The 16870-nt window shown below is 59.9% G+C and carries 16 protein-coding genes; 6 read left to right on the top strand and 10 right to left on the bottom strand.

The window, feature by feature from the left end; genetic code table 11:
• Positions 1-62: 62 nt before the first annotated feature.
• Both K3166_RS05505 and K3166_RS05500 read right to left on the bottom strand, forming a co-directional pair.
• The gene (locus K3166_RS05505) at positions 63-737 is read right to left on the bottom strand and encodes an ABC transporter ATP-binding protein (protein ID WP_221423661.1); all 675 of its coding nucleotides are present in this window, start codon (positions 735-737) and stop codon (positions 63-65) included.
• Positions 730-1971 (bottom strand): lipoprotein-releasing ABC transporter permease subunit, encoded by a 1242-nt coding sequence (locus K3166_RS05500; RefSeq protein WP_221423660.1) that lies wholly within the window; start codon positions 1969-1971, stop codon positions 730-732. Before K3166_RS05500 ends, K3166_RS05505 begins: the two co-directional genes overlap by 8 nt.
• A 176-nt stretch (positions 1972-2147) precedes the next feature.
• Between K3166_RS05500 and purF the strand changes: the two genes are divergently transcribed.
• The 3 genes from purF to K3166_RS05485 all read left to right on the top strand — a co-directional run bounded on the left by purF (position 2148) and on the right by K3166_RS05485 (position 4797).
• Positions 2148-3620, top strand: a complete 1473-nt coding sequence (gene purF, locus K3166_RS05495) for an amidophosphoribosyltransferase (RefSeq protein ID WP_221423659.1) — start codon at positions 2148-2150, stop codon at positions 3618-3620.
• A gap of 1 nt (position 3621) precedes the next feature.
• Positions 3622-4332, top strand: coding sequence for an SDR family NAD(P)-dependent oxidoreductase (locus K3166_RS05490; protein ID WP_221423658.1), 711 nt, complete (start codon positions 3622-3624; stop codon positions 4330-4332).
• A gap of 117 nt (positions 4333-4449) precedes the next feature.
• The gene (locus tag K3166_RS05485; protein ID WP_090479507.1) at positions 4450-4797 is read left to right on the top strand and encodes a PilZ domain-containing protein; all 348 of its coding nucleotides are present in this window, start codon (positions 4450-4452) and stop codon (positions 4795-4797) included.
• Between the two features lie 129 nt (positions 4798-4926).
• Here K3166_RS05485 and K3166_RS05480 read toward each other — a convergent pair whose 3' ends face one another.
• The 4 genes from K3166_RS05480 to K3166_RS05465 are packed head-to-tail and all read right to left on the bottom strand — an operon-like array spanning position 4927 to position 9770.
• Complete coding sequence (locus K3166_RS05480; RefSeq protein WP_221423657.1) at positions 4927-6126, bottom strand: serine hydrolase domain-containing protein; 1200 nt, start codon at positions 6124-6126, stop codon at positions 4927-4929.
• Positions 6127-6128: 2 nt separating this feature from the next.
• Entirely contained in the window at positions 6129-7373 is a 1245-nt protein-coding gene (locus K3166_RS05475; RefSeq protein ID WP_221423656.1) for an SAM-dependent methyltransferase, read from the bottom strand.
• Positions 7374-7414: 41 nt separating this feature from the next.
• Complete coding sequence (locus K3166_RS05470) at positions 7415-8809, bottom strand: cryptochrome/photolyase family protein (protein ID WP_221423655.1); 1395 nt, start codon at positions 8807-8809, stop codon at positions 7415-7417.
• 28 nt (positions 8810-8837) lie between these two features.
• Positions 8838-9770: a metal-dependent hydrolase gene (locus K3166_RS05465; RefSeq protein WP_221423981.1), complete on the bottom strand. Its 933-nt coding sequence runs from the start codon at positions 9768-9770 to the stop codon at positions 8838-8840.
• A gap of 46 nt (positions 9771-9816) precedes the next feature.
• Between K3166_RS05465 and K3166_RS05460 the strand changes: the two genes are divergently transcribed.
• Positions 9817-10554, top strand: a complete 738-nt coding sequence (locus K3166_RS05460; RefSeq protein WP_221423654.1) for a phosphatase PAP2 family protein — start codon at positions 9817-9819, stop codon at positions 10552-10554.
• Here K3166_RS05460 and K3166_RS05455 read toward each other — a convergent pair whose 3' ends face one another.
• Positions 10555-11589, bottom strand: coding sequence for a 2-oxoacid:ferredoxin oxidoreductase subunit beta (locus K3166_RS05455; RefSeq protein WP_221423653.1), 1035 nt, complete (start codon positions 11587-11589; stop codon positions 10555-10557).
• Entirely contained in the window at positions 11586-13523 is a 1938-nt protein-coding gene (locus K3166_RS05450; protein WP_221423652.1) for a 2-oxoacid:acceptor oxidoreductase subunit alpha, read from the bottom strand. The genes K3166_RS05455 and K3166_RS05450 overlap by 4 nt, the downstream gene beginning before the upstream one ends.
• A 174-nt stretch (positions 13524-13697) precedes the next feature.
• On the opposite strand from K3166_RS05450, the gene K3166_RS05445 reads away from it, so the two are divergent.
• Both K3166_RS05445 and K3166_RS05440 read left to right on the top strand, forming a co-directional pair.
• On the top strand, positions 13698-14648 hold the full coding sequence (locus K3166_RS05445; RefSeq protein ID WP_221423651.1) for an alpha/beta hydrolase: 951 nt from the start codon (positions 13698-13700) through the stop codon (positions 14646-14648).
• A gap of 32 nt (positions 14649-14680) precedes the next feature.
• Positions 14681-15118, top strand: coding sequence for an RNA pyrophosphohydrolase (locus K3166_RS05440; RefSeq protein WP_247714779.1), 438 nt, complete (start codon positions 14681-14683; stop codon positions 15116-15118).
• 4 nt (positions 15119-15122) lie between these two features.
• Here the strand turns inward: K3166_RS05440 and K3166_RS05435 are convergent, their stop codons facing one another.
• On the bottom strand, positions 15123-15629 hold the full coding sequence (locus K3166_RS05435) for a tetratricopeptide repeat protein (RefSeq protein WP_221423649.1): 507 nt from the start codon (positions 15627-15629) through the stop codon (positions 15123-15125).
• A 60-nt stretch (positions 15630-15689) separates the two neighbouring features.
• Entirely contained in the window at positions 15690-16868 is a 1179-nt protein-coding gene (locus K3166_RS05430; RefSeq protein WP_221423648.1) for an RsmB/NOP family class I SAM-dependent RNA methyltransferase, read from the bottom strand.
• Positions 16869-16870: the final 2 nt, after the last annotated feature.

Here is a 16870-nt window from a genome sequence, read left to right as displayed (position 1 = left end):
CGATACTGCCTATCGATGGAGGAGCAATGCTGCCCTGCGAATGAACGCTTACTATGCGTTCGCTATTCCAGAACGCCTTCGTGAAGACGGACGACCCTATCCATGCGTGCAGCGAGCCGCTCATTGTGTGTCGCGACGATCGCTGCACTGCCTTCGCCGCGCACCAGGGCAAGGAACTGTTGCAGCACCTTGTCCGAAGTTGCTTCGTCGAGATTGCCGGTCGGCTCGTCGGCGAGCACGAGTGCAGGCTTGTTCGCCAAGCCGCGTGCAACGGCGACGCGTTGCTGCTCGCCGCCAGAAAGCTGGTTCGGACGGTGGGTCAATCGGTGCCCAAGTCCCAATGCGGTAAGCAGTTCGTCTGCCCTCGCCTCTGATTCTTCGCGCGGCCTGCCCGCCACCAATTGCGGCAGCACTACATTCTCGCGTGCATCGAAATCGGGCAGCAGGTGGTGGAATTGATAAACGAATCCAAGATGATCACGGCGCAGTTCGGTCCGTGCATTCGCATTGGATTTCTCAGCCGAGTGGCCGGCAATCACAATCTCGCCGCCGAAACCGCCTTCGAGCAGACCGACTGCCTGCAGCAAGGTCGACTTGCCCGAGCCCGAGGGGCCCAGCAGCGCGACAATCTCGCCCGGCATGATCTTTAGGTCGACGCCGCGCAAGACATCGATGCGCTCGCCTCCCTGCTCGAAACTGCGGGTCAGACCTTTCAATTCGACGACCGGATTATTCATAGCGCAGCACCTGTACCGGATCCGTGCTGGCCGCCTTCAATGCAGGATAAAGAGTAGCCAGGAAACTCATGACGAGCGCGAGACCAACGATCATCGCAATTTCTACAGGGTCGACCTTGGCAGGAATAGTGCTGAGGAAACGCACCTGCGGGTCCCATAGATCCGCGCCGGTCATCCAGCTGATGCCTGTAACGATCTGCTCTCGGAAAGTGAGGACCAGCGCACCCAGCAAAAGCCCGGCGATTGTCCCCAACGCTCCGACCGTGAAGCCGGTCGTAACAAAAATCTTGGTCAGGCTTCGCTTGGTCGCACCCATGGTGCGCATGATTGCGATGTCGCGAGTTTTTGCCCGGACCAGCATAACAAGGCTGGAAAGTATATTAAATGCGGCAACCAAGACCATGAAACTAAGTGCAAATGCCATAGCAACGCGTTCAACCTGAAGTGCCTCGAACAAGGTCGAGTTGATGGTCTTCCAGTCCTGGACGACTGCACGACCAGTTAAGCTTGCCGTGACCGGCTCCAGGATTTCTCCGACTTTATCCGGATCCTCCACCTTGACTTCGATCATGCCTACGGTGTCGCCAATCAACAGCAGGGTCTGCGCATCCTGCATCGGCATGACAACGAAGGCACCGTCGTAGTCGTAGATCCCTATCTCGAAGATCGCGCCAATTTCATATCCAACTTGGCGCGGGACCGTGCCGAATGGTGTCGAGCGGCCTTGCGGATTGATGATGGTAATCGTGTCACCCACTCGCGCCCCGATATTCTCGGCAAGGCGAGCACCAATCGCGACCTTGCTCGCGCCGGGCTGCAAGGCGTCCATGTTACCACTGACCGTCTTTTCGCCCAGCTCGCGCAGATCCTGGACAGTGTTTCCGCGAAGCAGGATCGCTTCCACCCTGCCATTGAAGGTGGTTAGCAGCGGCTGTTCTATGAGCGGTGAAGCCTCAGTGACACCAGGCGTTTCGCGCACTTCCTGCAAGACGTTTTCCCAGTCATCGAGCTTGCCGCCATAGGCCTGCACGATTGCATGGCCGTTCAGACCCACGATTTTGTCGAGCAATTCGGCGCGAAAACCGTTCATCACGCTCATGACAATCACCAGCATGGCGACCGACAGCATGACGACCGTAATCGAAATGCCTGCGACCAGCGCGATGAACGCCTCGCTCCTGCCCGGAAGCAGGTAACGCATGGCGATAGTCCGTTCGAATGGAGAGAGGATCAAGGCTGGCCTTGCTTATCGTTGTACGGTGCGGTTTTCACGGACCCGCGTTTAGGCACACAATTCTGGCCACGCAATGAATTGCCGCTGTCGGTCCACGATTGTAGCGCTCATCACCCTTGTAATAAGGCTGCAACATCGCCATTGGACCGGCACCGGTTGGCAGCGTGGATGGCAAGATGAATTTAACTCACCCATTCCTCGATGAGGACGGCGACAAGCTGCGCGAAGAGTGCGGCGTCTTCGGCGTCATCAACGCAGCCGACGCGTCTGCGGCAACCGCACTCGGTCTTCATGCCCTTCAGCACCGCGGACAAGAGGCCGCAGGCATCGTCGCTTTTGACGGTGCAGAATTCCGCGCCCGCCGCGGATTGGGCCATGTCGCGGAGAACTTCTCATCAGCCGACGCCATTGCGGAATTGCCTGGCAACATGGCGGCCGGTCACGTGCGATATTCAACGACCGGCGGTGCAGGCCTGCGCAATGTTCAACCGCTCTACGCAGACTTGGCGAGCGGCGGATTTGCGGTTGCGCACAACGGCAACATCTCGAACGCGGGCAAGCTGCGCGAGGAACTGGTCCAGCGCGGTGCGATCTTCCAGTCCACCTCCGACACCGAGGTCATCATCCATCTCGTCGCCACGAGCCGGTATCCGACAATCGTCGACCGGCTTGTCGATGCGCTTCGCCTGCTTGAAGGCGCCTACGCCCTTATCGTGATGACCCCGGAAGGCATGATTGCCTGCCGAGACCCGCTCGGCATTCGCCCGCTGGTTATGGGCCGCATCGGAGACGCCATCGCCTTCGCCAGCGAAAGCGTCGCATTCGACGTTGTTGGTGCTGCAATGATACGCGAAGTGGAGCCCGGCGAGCTTATCCGCGTCGATTTCGACGGTAACGTCAAATCGCTCCACCCCTTCGGCAAGCACAGCCCCCGCCCCTGCATTTTCGAACACGTCTATTTCAGCCGCCCCGACAGCTTTTTTGCCGGACGCAGCGTGTATGATGCGCGCAAGGCAATCGGCGCCGAACTGGCCAAGGAACGCCCGGTCGAAGCGGACCTCGTCGTCCCAGTCCCCGACAGCGGGGTTCCGGCAGCTATCGGATATGCGCAGGAATCTGGCATTCCGTTCGAGCTGGGCATTATCCGCTCGCACTATGTCGGTCGCACCTTCATCCAGCCTTCGGACGGCGCGCGCCACGCAGGCGTCAAGCGCAAGCACAACGCCAACCGAATGCTGGTGGAAGGCAAACGCATCGTCCTGATCGATGATTCCATCGTCCGCGGCACCACATCGATGCAGATCGTCGAAATGATGCGCGATGCAGGCGCCAAGGAGGTGCACTTCCGCGTTGCCAGTCCGCCGACGGCACACAGCTGCTACTACGGTGTCGACACGCCGGAACGTTCAAAGCTGCTGGCCGCCCGGATGGACGTCGAACCGATGCGTGAATTTATCAAGGCGGACAGTCTCGCCTTTGTCTCGATCGACGGTCTCTATCGCGCGGTGGGCGAAAAACCTCGGGTGAAGGAGTGTCCGCAGTTTTGCGATGCCTGTTTCACGGGCGATTACCCAACGTCCCTGACCGATATCGCGCGCCGCGAAGACAAGCAGAAACAACTCGCATTTCCGGTAAACAAGGTCGCCTGACATGACGAAGCCGCTCGATGGAAAGCTTGCCCTGGTCACGGGAGCGAGCAAGGGTATCGGTTCGGCAACAGCCGTTGCACTGGCGGCAGCGGGTGCGCATGTGATTTTGACCGGACGCGACGTGCGCGCTCTGGAGGCGGTCGAAGACCGTATTCACGAAGTAGGCGGGTCATCCACAATCGCTCCTGTCGACCTTGCTGAAAGCGACGGGATAGCGCGGCTGGCATCGGCCATCGCCGGGCGCTGGGACAAGTTAGATATTCTCGTTATATCAGCGGCTTATCTTCCGACTTTAACACCCGTTACGCAGATCGACGGCAAGCAATTCAGTCAGGCGATGACGGTCAATGCCCTTGCTACGCAGGCCCTGCTCGCCAACTTCGATCCGCTCCTGAAGCGCGCTGATGCCGGCCGGGTCATTGGCCTCACCAGCAGTGTTGGAGAGAACCCCCGCGCATATTGGTCCGCCTATGGCAGCACCAAGGCGGCCTTCGACAATCTGCTCGATGCCTATTCCCAAGAGGTCGAGAAGATTTCCAGTGTCCGCGTCGCAACGATCGATCCAGGTGCGACTCGCACATCAATGCGGGCAAAAGCTTATCCCGGGGAAGACCCGCAAACGGTCAAAGCGCCCGAAGAGGTTGCGAACCGCCTGATCGAGCTAATCGTTAACGATTTCCCGACTCGCCACCGAGAGCGCATCGAAAGTTAGGTTAACCAAGTTCCGCGATTATTCCGTAATCCTGTTGAGCGACACTCTACTAAATAACGCGCGCGCCTTTTACCCGGGTGTGCGGGTCGCTAAATCCAACTCGATAAGGTGCCGGACATGACCTACCAGACACAGGATCGCTACTCAGTAGCTGCCCAAGAAGACCGGTGCGCACCGCGTACCAAACTCACCATTCCTGGCCAGCTTCGCGCCAGCGGTGGCCGCGCCTTCCAGACGGTGGTCCACGATCTGTCGATTTCCGGCTTTTCCGCTGCAGCCATCAACCGGATGCACGAAGGCCAGATGTGCTGGCTTACTCTGCCAGGCCTTGAATCACTTCAGGCGCAAGTTGTCTGGTGGGAAAACTGCATGGTCGGCTGTGCATTCAGCGAGCTGCTCAGCCCGATCGTCCACGACAACATCCTCGCCCGTTACAGCGGCGAAGGGGCTTACCGCCCTTACTAATCCCTAGGGAAAGGCGACCGTGCCGACGTGTTGGCGGCGACCGCTGGGCGCTGGCCTGAACCTTCGTCCGGTATTCGTCGTCGGTGGCGGTGCGCCCCTGTGGCCTCCGCCACCACTTGGTTCGGACTGCTACTGAACCTCTGCCGCAATCATCGCGGCGATTTGCCGCGCCTTCGACCTGTTCTCACTGCTGGTTGCAGTCGGCCAATTGCTGACGACGGCAACAACAAGGTCACTTTCCGGAACCAGTGTAATCGATTGCCCAAAAATACCCTGAGCGCCGTAGGAACCCTGCGGATAGGCCCACCATTGGTACCCATAGCCAAACCCCGGAGCGTTGGGTCCGAATGAAACCTGTGCCTTGCCGGATTCTGCGAACCAGTCCGCCGGAACGACGCCCTCGCCGCCTTCCATTACGAACTGGCCAAACCGTGCGTAGTCGGACAGGCGGAGCGACAGGCAGCAGCCCCCGATATTCCCGCCGGTAAGGTCCTGCATCCAGAACATGCCGCCAGCAAACCCGGCTGGCTCCACAATCTTTTCAGCAGCATAGGCAGCAAGCGATTTGCCGGTCGCCTCCTCGACGATCAGTCCCAGCAAATTGGTTTCGAGTGTCTTGTAGACCCATTTTTCCCCCGCAGGAGCCTCTCGCTCCAAGGTGCGGGCATAGGTCACCGCCTGAGATTCGCCAGCCACCGGGGCAATCGCCAACATCTTGGCAACGTCGCTGTTCGGGTCGGAATAATTTTCATTCCAGGCTACCCCTGACGTCATCGTGGCAATCTGGCCAACGGTCACACCTTCGTAAGCGGTACCTGAAAGCGCCGGGATGATGGATGTCACAGGTGTTTCGATGCTTTCTACGTGGCCGTCCTCAATGGCAGCGCCGAGCAGCGTCGACGTAAAGCTCTTGGCAACGGAGAAGCTGGTCCAGCGATCTTCTGCGCCAAGGCCAAGAGTGTAATCCTCGAACCTGACCTTGCCATCCTGCAGAACCATGACGCCGGCTGCCTGCGTTTCATCCATGAATGCACGAATGGCCGACACGGTCGCAGCAGACATCGGCGCGCCGGGCTCAAGAACGCGCACCGCATTCGCTGGTGCTACTTCCAGCCCCGCGAACATCGATTCCATGTCGCGGAAAGCAGCCGACCTGCGGTCATCGCTCCAGAAGAGTATCGAATCGCTGGGATCGAGGCTGGCCATCTGCGCTGGCATGCTCTGGGTTACCGCTGGCGGCGGTGCATCTGCGATTTCTACCGGGCCTGAGTATGCCCCTGCGCAACCGGCAAGCGCCAGCGCGGCAATCGAAGTAAGAACCATTCGCATTCTCAATCTCCCTCTTTCACCAGCGTGACCTGGTGCACATCGATACCGCCACCACGGAAGCCGCCTTCGCAATACATCAGGTAATAGCGCCACAGATCGCTGAACTGAGCGTCAAAACCAATTGGCAACTCGCCAGCGGCTACGGCGTGATCGAAACTCTCCCGCCAGATGCGAAGCGTTTCCGCATAATCGAGAGCAAAATCGGCCTGATCTTGCCACGCGAGGCCGCGCTCCTCTGCCAGACGCCGGAATTCGTTGGTACGGATCAGCAATCCGCCCGGAAAAACGTATGCCTGAATGAAATCGGCGCTCTTGGCATACTCGTCGAACAGCTCATCACGCATCGAGATATACTGGATCGCCGCGCGCCCGCCCGGTTTCAGGTTTCGCGCGATGCAGTCCATGAATGTAGGCCAGTATTCGCGGCCGAGCGCCTCTACCATCTCCACGCTGACGATGGCGTCATATCGTCCGGCGGTATCGCGGTAATCCTGCTTGCGGAAATCGACCGCGGGATCGTGGCGCGCCCTCGCCCACTCCAACTGCTCGTCGGAAAGGCTGATCGCCGTGACGTCACTGCCTCGCGTCGCAAAGAAATCAGCCAATGCGCCCCAGCCGCAGCCAATTTCGAGCAGTCTTTCGGGCTCGCCAAGTCGTGACGCCAACGCGTCCCACTTCTTACGCTGTCCCGCTTCCAGCTCGTCACCCTCGACGCCAAGGGCGGAGGAATAGCTCATCGTCGGATCGAGCCACGAGGCGTAGAAATCGTTGCCGAGGTCGTAATGCGCAGAGATGTTCTTCTGCGCGCCCTTGTGAGTGTTGCGGTTGACGAGATGCGCCAGCTTCAAGCCGTGGCGAAAAGGCCCCTTGGCCCGTGCCGTATCGCCCAGCAATTCAGCATGCTGGACGAAGAGTGCAAACAGGGGGACCGGATCCGGGCTCCACCACTCGCCCGCTTCCCATGCCTGGTACCACCCGACCGAACCATTGCTGGCAAGCCGCACCAAGGCGTTGAAGCTGCGCAGTTCGACGGTGCATTCAAACCCCGGCGCACGTCCGCCCAGCACACGCGGGGTGCCATCGGGCAAGGTGCCATGAATGGTGCCGGTCACCATCGCATCGTCGATCTTGCCCAGTATTTTCTCGAAGCCGGGAGCGATCATCCGCGCGAGAAACCCTGGCTTGCGGGCAAAGGGTTTTGCCGCGTCGAGAAGATCGCGTCCGCGCTGGCTGGTTGGCATGTCCATAGGGTGCGCTATGCCGCGCTGTAGCGGGTGCGACAAGCCTACTAAGTTTTACTTGCCCGGTATGCTTCCAGAGCCCGTTCGCGGGCAGCCTTGTGTTCGATCATCTTGACCGGATAGTCACCGCGCAGGTCATCTGGCGGGTCATGGATGCAATCGTCGTCCATATCCGCGAGCTCCGGGACATATTCGCGGATATAATCCGCCGCACCGAATTTCACGCTCTGCGTAAGCGGCGCCATGATCCGCACAAACATATTGCTGTCCACCCCGGTTCCCGACACCCATTGCCAGTTGACGCCATTGCTTCCGTAGTCGGCATCAACAAGGCAATCCCAGAACCACTGTTCACCAAAGCGCCAGTCGATCAGCAGGTGTTTAACCAAGAAACTGGCGCAGATCATGCGGACGCGGTTATGCATCCATCCCGTCTTCCAGAGCTGCCTCATGCCCGCGTCGACAATCGGATAGCCGGTCATGCCTTTTTGCCAGCATTCGAGATCCTGCTGGATCAGATGCCCCGCATTGGGATTACGCCACAGGGTGCGTTCGTCATAGTCACGGTAGCTTTCGCGCGGATAATCCGGGAACTGGTCGATTACGTTTTGCGCGTAATCGCGCCAGATGATCTCCTTGGCATAGGTCTTCCACCCGTCGGAGCGCTTGTCTTTCAGCTTGTGCCAGACTTGGGCCGGACTGATTTCGCCCCAATGCAAATGCGGTGAGAGGCGCGAGGTGATGTCATCCGAAGGCAGGTTTCGGCCCTCATCATAGTCTGCGACATGATCTGTCCACCAGTCGAGGCGATCATGCGCGGCAGCTTCGCCGACTTCCCAGAACTCGCGAAAACCGCCCGCCCAATCGGGCTTGCTGGGGAGCAGATTCCAGTCTGCCAGATTGTCGCTTTCCGGCCAATGATCGGGCGACGAAACCGTTTGCGGTTCTCCCAGCGTGTCGCGCGGGGGCATCCGTTCGAGCATCGACTTGGAAAACGGTGTGTATATTTTGTACGGATCGCCAGATCCGGTCGTCACCGCGCCCGGGGGCAGCAGATAATTCCCGTCGTAAAGGCACAGCTTCTGGTCTTCACCCAGAGCATCTCGCAGTTCATCCTCCGCCTCTTTCCACCATGGCTCGTAGTGGCGAATGGCATGCACGCACTGAGCGCCGACCTCGTCAGCGATCGCTGCGAGCACTTGGGGAGCATCGCCCCTGCGCAGCACGATTTGTGAGCGGCGGCTGCCGAGCGACTTGCCCAGATTTTCCAGTGAGTGATGCAACCACCATAGCGATGCTTCGCCATAAGCATGATCGCCCGCACGCTCGTCATCCAGCACATAGACTGGAATGACAGGCCCAGCTTGCGCGGCGGCATGAAGGGCGGGTTGATCCGCCATGCGCAAATCGCGACGCAGCCAGACGATCTGTGGTGAAGTCATAATGTCCCCTTTTGAGAGAGAAACGGCGCTACCTCGGGCTCGGTTCCGTCCGAACTTGTGGACAGGCGCTGGCGGGAATTTGGACAGAGAACCTGTCCCGCGCGAGGGGATCATAGAAGCGCGCATCGCGGAGCCACAATGTCCCGTCTTCCTGCGGTTCGACGAATGGCGTGCGCGACCATATCAGGAAGGCATCGACCGATGCGTCCTCTGCTCTTGCACGCCGGAAATCACACCGGTCCAGAGGCACGCCGGGCAATGTCTTGTCATCGACCGTATAAAGACCATTCCCGCCGCTGATCAGTTCGCGCCTGAATGAAAGAAAAGGCGAAGGGCTGGCGATGACAATTTCAGTGCCCGTCGGACTGCTCGTGAGAGATTGTGCCGCCTGATTGGAGACCATTCCATTCACGCCAATATACCCGAGCGCCACCGCCATCGCGATCCGCGCAGGCTTCCTCCACTCCCCGCCCCGCTTCTCACGCCGTAGCGAGAACCAGGTTGCAAAACCCATCAGCGCCCATAGCCAGATATCGATGATGAACAGCGTGTCACCGTAGAACCACTTGTCTGAAAACGGTTCGAGCAGGCGGATGCCATAGACGTTCAGCCAGTCGAGTGCCGGGTGCGTGAGACAGCCGATAAAACTCAGCAGGAACAGCCATTTGAAGCTTACCGGCAAACGTCGCGCGGGGCGTTTTCCTCGCTTTGCCTGCCACCGGTCGAACCCATAGAGCAAACCGGCCAAAATCAGCGGCAACAGGACCAACGCGGGCGGCCCGTGGGTAATGCCGCGCCGGAAACCGAGGTGCTGCACGCCTTCAAGCCAGAACAGACACGCCGCGTCGATATCGGGCAAATTCGCTCCGATGATCAGGGCGGGCATTGCCAGCCCGGTCTTCTTCTTGAGTCCAGCCTGCCCGATCAACGCCCCGACGAGGCTATGAGTAAGATTATCCAGCTTTCGAACTCCTGACCGGATAGCATTGCGCTACCGTGCGTTACCCGTGCGAAACCACAAAGGCCGCACCATGCCGATATCCATCCTCAAGACTTATATCCACCGCGAACAACGCCTTTTAATTGGATTGGTTATCGGCACGGCCCTGGCGGGCGGTTTTATCAAACTCGCCGGGGAAGTCAGTGAAGGGGATACAAAGGCCTTCGATATCTGGTTCCTGCGCAGCCTGCGGGTTTCCGGTGACTTGGACACTCCGATTGGTCCGACCTGGCTGCTGGATGCGATGAAAGACATTACTGCTCTGGGCGGCGTGACCGTACTGACGCTTATCTCTTTTCTGGCAGTCGGTTTCCTGCTGGCACGTGGCCGCATGCATCAGGCGGCGTTCACTGCGCTTGCCACCGGGGGCGGTGCGGTCATGGGCAAATTGCTCAAGGACCTTTTTGCCCGTGCCCGACCCGAAGTCGTCCCTCACCTCGTCGAAGTGACATCGCTCAGCTTTCCCAGCGGACACTCGATGAACAGTGCAATCATTTACCTCACACTCGCCGTGATGATCTCGCGCAGCTTCGAAGAGCGCGGCGCGCGTATCTTTACGCTGGGCGTGGCAGCCATGCTGGTGCTGACGATCAGTTTCAGTCGCCTCTACTTAGGCGTGCACTTTCCCAGCGACGTGCTTGGCGGATGGACCGTCGGCGCGGCATGGGCACTGACAATGGGGCTTGTCGCTTCCAAGCTCCAACAGAACCGACAAATGGAACAGCCGGGTCAAGTCCCAACCTGATCAGATAGGATCCTGTCCCGTACCGCTGACCGTCCAAGTCTGGCCCTGTGCCAGCAACTTGGCGAGATTGGCTTCCTTGCCGGCGCTCGCTTTCTTGCGTTCTTCGATGACCGCATCCTCAAATGTCGGGCGCGGGTCGTCATAGAGCACGCCAAGCGCCATGGGGAACGGTCCGAATGGCATTTCGATCAGCATATGCGCGACCGAGCGATTGGTGACGTCGTGAACGATTACCCCTGCGCTTTCCCAGTCGCCATCGGTAACATCGACGACTTCAAGGCTGAGCGTCTCGCGGTTGAGAGCGATGCCCTTGGTGTCCTTGGCGAACGTCATCGGCTTGCCGTCTTCCAGCCAGAGCTGGCGGTCCTCGGCGCCCTTGGGCGCGGCGAAGTCGTCGAATACATCCTTGTTGTAGACGATGCAGTTCTGGAAAATCTCGATGAAGGCGGCGCCTTTGTGGGCGTGCGCAGCCTTGAGCACATCGGTCAGATTCTTGGACACGTCGAACCCGCGCCCGATGAAACGGGCACCGCTTCCCAGGGCAAATGCAGCAGGGCGTGCCGGATGGTCATAGCTGCCGATCGGTGTCGAAGGCGACTTGGTGCCTTCACGGCTAGTCGGCGAAGCCTGGCCCTTGGTAAGGCCGTAAATCTCGTTGTTGAACAGCATGATCTGCATGTTCACGTTGCGTCGCAGGACATGCATCATGTGATTGCCGCCGATGGAAAGCCCATCGCCATCACCGGTGATCAGCCAGATATCGAGTTCTGGATTGGCCAGCTTTGCGCCCGTCGCAAATGCAGGCGCACGGCCGTGGATCGTGTGGAAGCCGTAGCTTTCGATGTAATAGGGGAAACGGCTGGAACAGCCGATGCCCGAAATGAATACCGTGTTGGCAGGATCAGCGCCCAATTGCGGCAGTGTGCGCTGCACGGCCTTCAGGATCGCGTAATCGCCGCACCCCGGACACCAGCGAACTTCCTGGTCGGTTTCCCAATCCTTGAGCGTCGTTTCGATCTTAACGGGAGCGTTCATTTCGCACCTCCATCTGTGCTCGGAAGCTGCTGGTCGTTAGCCGGCACCTGCCCGCCTTCGTTGCCTTCGATACCATCGAAGAACTTTGCAATCTCCGCTTCCATTTCGGCGATCTGGAACGGCTGGCCACTGGTCTTGGTGAGCGGTTGAGCGTCAACAAGGAACTGGTCGCGCAGCACGGTCTTGAACTGCCCGGTGTTCATTTCCGGCACGAGCACGTGGTCGAAACCGCGCAGCAGGTCGCCGAGGTTCTTCGGCAGCGGCCAGATGTGGCGCACATGGATGTGGCTCACATCCATGCCCTTGGCGCGGCTGTTGTCGACCGCGCGGTGGATCGGCCCGAAAGTCGAGCCCCAGCCCACCACGGCAAGCTTGCCCGAAGCACCCCCGAGAGAGACTACCTGGTCCGGTACCGCGATATTATCGATCTTCGACTTGCGCGCATCGGTCATTCGCTGGTGGTTGTCGGGCGAGTAATCGATATTCCCGGTCAGCTCATGCTTCTCGATGCCGCCGATGCGGTGCATCAGGCCGGGTGTGCCGGGCTTCACCCAGGGACGCGCGCCCTTTTCGTCGCGCTTGTATGGCAGGAAGTTCTCGCCATCATTCGGCTGATCAAGGAACTGGGCCGGGAACGGCTCGAACGTGGACGGATCAGGCACCATCCACGGTTCGGCAGCATTGGCGATGTAGCCGTCGGTCAGCAGCATGACCGGGGTCATGTACTGCACCGCGATACGGCACGCTTCGATAGCCACCTCGAAGGCATCGGACGGGCTACATGCGGCAATGACCGGCATCGGCGCGTCGCCGTTGCGGCCATAAACGGCTTGGTAGAGGTCGCTCTGCTCGGTTTTGGTTGGCAGGCCGGTCGATGGGCCGCCGCGCTGCGAGTTCACAATCACCAGTGGCAATTCGGTCATGATGGCAAGGCCCATCGCCTCGCCCTTGAGTGCAATGCCCGGACCCGAAGACGAGGTTACACCCAGCTGGCCCGCATAGCTCGCGCCGATAGCGGCGCAGATCGCGGCGATCTCGTCTTCTGCCTGGAAGGTCGTGACACCGAATTCCTTGAGCCGTGCGAGGTGATGCAGGATCGCGGACGCGGGCGTGATCGGGTAGCCGCCGAAGAACATCGGCAGTTCGGCGAGCTGCGCACCGGCGACTAGGCCAAGGCTGACAGCCTCCGCGCCCGTTACCGTGCGATAGAGGCCCGGGGTGCTTGGCGTGGCAGCGATATGGACCTGCTTGAGCGGCCCCGCGAGTTCCGCTGTCTCACCATAGGCATGACCGGCATCGAGCGCCGCGATATTTGCATCCGCAATGTCGGGCTTGGATTTGAATTTCTGCTTCAGCCAGTCATGGATCGGATCGCGCGGACGGTCGAACATCCACAGCGCAAGGCCCAGCGTCCACATATTCTTGGAACGCAGGGCGTCCTTGTTACCCAGACCGAACGGCTTCACGGCTTCAATCGTCTTTTCGCTGATATCGAACGCCAGCACGTCGAATTTGCCGAGACTTCCGTCTTCGAGCGGATTGGTCTCGTAATGCGCCTTGTCGAGGTTGCGCTTGGTGAACGCGCCCGTATCGGCAATGATCAGGCCGCCGGGTTTAAGCGCGGCGAGGTTCACCTTCAGGGCTGCCGGGTTCATGGCCACCAGCACATCGGGCGCATCGCCTGCGGTGTTGATTTCGCGGCTACCGAAATTGATCTGGAATGCCGATACGCCGAACAGCGTGCCCTGGGGCGCACGAATTTCAGCGGGGAAATCCGGGAAGGTCGCCAGATCGTTGCCTGCAAGCGCCGTGGACAAGGTAAACTGCCCCCCGGTCAACTGCATCCCGTCACCGGAATCTCCGGCGAAGCGCACAACAATGGCTTCGGGGTTCGCGGGGAGGCCGCTGTGCGGCTCGGTGGCGGCTGTGGCCATCCAGTCAATTCCTTGTCGCGCACCGAGTTTCACGGTGCATTGTCATCGGGAGCGCCACCTAAGGGCCGCCCCCGCCTCTCGCAATGAAGTTTCTCTGCTAGCGACAAAAAGCGCAGTGGAAAAGCTTAGCCGACACGCTAAGTCTCTTTTTGAAACGAAGAGGAGAGATGAGCGATGGCCGACACAGAACATTTCGTGCGCGATGATGTCCGCGGGTTTCTCGATATGCTCGAGCAGATTGGCGGCAAAGGGGTCGAGGAAGTCGGCGCCGTAGAAGGCCGTGTGCAGATGAAGACGATGGGGCAGCTTGCCGAAGCCCCTCCGCGCGACCTTGCCGTGAAGAAAGATCTGTCCTGCCCCGGGCCGGCGGGCGATATTCCGCTGCGCCTTTACGACACCAGGGAAACCCGCGAAGCTGGTCCCTGTGTGGTCTTCATCCACGGCGGCGGTTTCGTGATCGGCGATATCGAAGTCTACGATTCGCTCTGCACCGAATTCTCGCATCAACTGGACCTGCCGGTTGTTTCGGTCGAATACCGACTCGCTCCGGAGCACCCCTTTCCCGCAGCGCCCGACGACTGTGAAGCAGCCGCGCGGTGGATTGCGTCGTCCCCCGAAGCGCTCGGCCGCGAGGTAAGCGGTCTCATCATTACCGGCGATAGTGCCGGTGGAAACCTGACGATCGTCACCACGAACCAGCTCGTGAACGAACCTGCAGATGTGCCGGTAATCGTACAGGCCCCGATCTATCCCGTGGCCAGCGATGTATCCCAGCACCGCAGCCTGAAAGACTTTGCTGAAGGCTTCTTGCTCACTGGTGCCGCGATGGCCTGGTTCACCGAGCAATATGGTGCCGACCCGAAGGACCCGCGCAACACTCCGATGGTTGGCGATTGTTCAAACACGCCGCCAACCGTGGTGTGCACCGCAGGCTTGGACCCGTTGCGCGATTCCGGCCGCGAATATGCTGCCCACCTTATCCAGCAAGGCACAGAAGTAGTGTATCTCGAGTTTCCCGGGATCATTCATGGCTTCACCACGCTTAGAAAGGCGATACCAAGCGGACAGAAGGACTTGGAAGCCTTTATTGATGCGATCAAATTGATGCTGGAGCGATATCGGTGAGTGAACTTGGTTACCGTCCCTGCGTGGGTGTGATGCTAGTCAACGAGGATGGGCGCGTTTTCGTCGGACGCAGGATCGACAACAAGGAAGGCGACTGGTGGCAGATGCCCCAGGGCGGCGTCGACGAGGGTGAAGACCTTGAAGCCGCAGCCTTGCGCGAATTGGCAGAAGAGACCGGCGCGCGCGCAGAGCACGTGACCATCATCGACCGCATGGCAGACACCATCCGCTATGACCTTCCCGAAGAGCTCATTGGCAAGCTTTGGGGCGGCAAATATCGCGGACAGGAACAGGTCTGGTATCTGGCACGCTTTTCCGGCGCAGACGATGATATCGACCTCGAAGCGCACGACCCGGCTGAATTTTGCGATTGGAAATGGGCTGACCCCGAACAGCTTCCGCAACTGATCGTGCCGTTCAAGAAACGCGTTTACCGCGCTGTCGTGGAGGCTTTCCGGGAACTCGTCTGAGGCGTCAGTTGGCCTGGACAGGCTGTGCTTCTGGCAGGGTCGCCTCGGCAGTCATAACGGCTGCGCGCGGCCCGGCATCTATGGCTGCCACCAGCTGCCGCGTTTCAACGCAGCTGTCACCGCACAGCGATTGCACTTGTGCCAGTTTCTCGCGCGCTTTCACAAGTGCGCCCTTCTCTGCCAGCGCTGCACCTTCGCCTGAAAGAGCTGCCAGGTTCTTTGGATCGCGCACCAGCGCTTCGCGGTAGTAGCGAATTGCCTTTCCCTGAAGGTCGTCTGCACGCGCAGCTTCCGCAAGCATGATAAGGATCGGGGTGTACCCCGGATCCAGCGCAAGGGCGGCTTCGAATGCGTCGATTGCCGCCTGCGTTTCGCCCGAAGAAAGTGCCGATTGCCCCTCGGCGATCAGTACACCCGCACGGGGTGCCGGATCACGTTCATTGCCCCAGCTGACGCTCGCCGTAAGCGCAAGCGCAAGCGAAAGAGCGGCGGCGGCGGGAGCGAAACGCATGATTGTCTCCGAAAACGACTTAGACGCAGAAGGGCGCGGACTGGCCATTTACGCAGGCTATCACGACTTTTCTGCACGGGCGATGAAAAATCCGTCGGTGCCGTCATGGTGCGGAGTAAGGCGTGTGCCCTGCCCGCGCGATACGCCGACAGCCAGATCCGGCCTACTGGCTGCAAAGTCCTCGTGTCGCGACAAGAAGGCATCGAATTGGGAAGCACCTTCTTCGTCCAGCAGAGAGCAGGTGACGTAGATCAGGCGGCCGCCCGGTCGAACCAGACCTGCCGCGAGATTGAGCAGGCGGGACTGTAATTCGGTCAGCCGCGCCAGTTCCTTGTTATCGAGCCTCCAGCGCGCCTCCGGATTGCGACGCCACGTACCGGTGCCAGAGCATGGTGCATCGATCAGCACCGCATCGGCCCGGCCGATCAGGTCTGACAATACTTCCATTTCGCGGTCAGGGTTGAGCAACCGGGTTTCGATGTTGGTCGCGCCCGCACGCTCTGCCCTCGGAGCCAGCGCCTGAAGCCGGTTCCGGTCGGTGTCAGTCGCGATCAGCTTGCCGAGATTGTCCATCGCTGCTGCTAGGGCGAGCGTTTTGCCTCCGCCTCCGGCGCATAGATCAATAATTGTCTCACCCGGCCGCGCACCGACAGCAAGGCACGCGAATTGCGAGCCTGTGTCCTGGATTTCCAGCTTGCCTTCGCGCCACTCGGGCCATTGATCGACTTGGGTGCCGGTCGGGATCCTCAAGCCATGTGGCGCTTGCGTGGGCTCTGCTTCTACCGGCAGCTTCAGGGTCGCGCGTTCGGCCTTGAGCGTGTTGACACGAATATCCAGCGGGGCACGGTCCAGCAGCGCTTCTGCTTCCACGCCGTCAATCTCCGATTTCGCGAGGCGTTCTTCCAGCCATCTCGGAGCGATGCCGTCTTCGGCCACAGGTTCGTCTTCTGACAGCACATCTGGCCCGTATTTCGATCCATCGAACACGGCCCGTATAAGCTCATCCTGCTCGGCCAGGCGGAGCATTGCAGCACGGCCTGTTGTCGGCACGGGGCCGCAGGCGCGGATGGCCGCATAGACAAGCTCGCGTAGCGCGCGCCGGTCCTTGGACCCGGCAAAGCGGTTATTGCGAAACCATTCGGCTAGGATGCGGTCGGCAGGTGCGCCTTTCGATTGGGCGGACTGGATGATCCGATCGAGCAGTTCGATAGCAGTCTGGACACGCGCAGCGGGTGTCATGG

The organism is Qipengyuania psychrotolerans, assembly GCF_019711355.1.
Taxonomy (GTDB): Bacteria; Pseudomonadota; Alphaproteobacteria; order Sphingomonadales; family Sphingomonadaceae; genus Qipengyuania; species Qipengyuania psychrotolerans.
Note: the sequence above shows the minus strand (reverse complement) of the source record. Positions and strands in the feature narration are given on the sequence as shown.

Bases quoted from the DNA above. Each gene is read 5' to 3' on its own strand.
- K3166_RS05490 (WP_221423658.1), top strand. From the start codon at position 3,622: ATGACGAAGCCGCTCGATGGAAAGCTTGCCCTGGTCACGGGAGCGAGC.
- K3166_RS05470 (WP_221423655.1), bottom strand. From the start codon at position 8,809: ATGACTTCACCACAGATCGTCTGGCTGCGTCGCGATTTGCGCATGGCG.
- K3166_RS05480 (WP_221423657.1), bottom strand. From the start codon at position 6,126: ATGCGAATGGTTCTTACTTCGATTGCCGCGCTGGCGCTTGCCGGTTGC.
- K3166_RS05445 (WP_221423651.1), top strand. From the start codon at position 13,698: ATGGCCGACACAGAACATTTCGTGCGCGATGATGTCCGCGGGTTTCTC.
- K3166_RS05505 (WP_221423661.1), bottom strand. From the start codon at position 737: ATGAATAATCCGGTCGTCGAATTGAAAGGTCTGACCCGCAGTTTCGAG.
- K3166_RS05440 (WP_247714779.1), top strand. From the start codon at position 14,681: ATGCTAGTCAACGAGGATGGGCGCGTTTTCGTCGGACGCAGGATCGAC.
- purF (WP_221423659.1), top strand. From the start codon at position 2,148: ATGAATTTAACTCACCCATTCCTCGATGAGGACGGCGACAAGCTGCGC.
- K3166_RS05455 (WP_221423653.1), bottom strand. From the start codon at position 11,589: ATGAACGCTCCCGTTAAGATCGAAACGACGCTCAAGGATTGGGAAACC.
- K3166_RS05430 (WP_221423648.1), bottom strand. From the start codon at position 16,868: ATGACACCCGCTGCGCGTGTCCAGACTGCTATCGAACTGCTCGATCGG.
- K3166_RS05435 (WP_221423649.1), bottom strand. From the start codon at position 15,629: ATGCGTTTCGCTCCCGCCGCCGCCGCTCTTTCGCTTGCGCTTGCGCTT.
- K3166_RS05450 (WP_221423652.1), bottom strand. From the start codon at position 13,523: ATGGCCACAGCCGCCACCGAGCCGCACAGCGGCCTCCCCGCGAACCCC.
- K3166_RS05475 (WP_221423656.1), bottom strand. From the start codon at position 7,373: ATGGACATGCCAACCAGCCAGCGCGGACGCGATCTTCTCGACGCGGCA.
- K3166_RS05485 (WP_090479507.1), top strand. From the start codon at position 4,450: ATGACCTACCAGACACAGGATCGCTACTCAGTAGCTGCCCAAGAAGAC.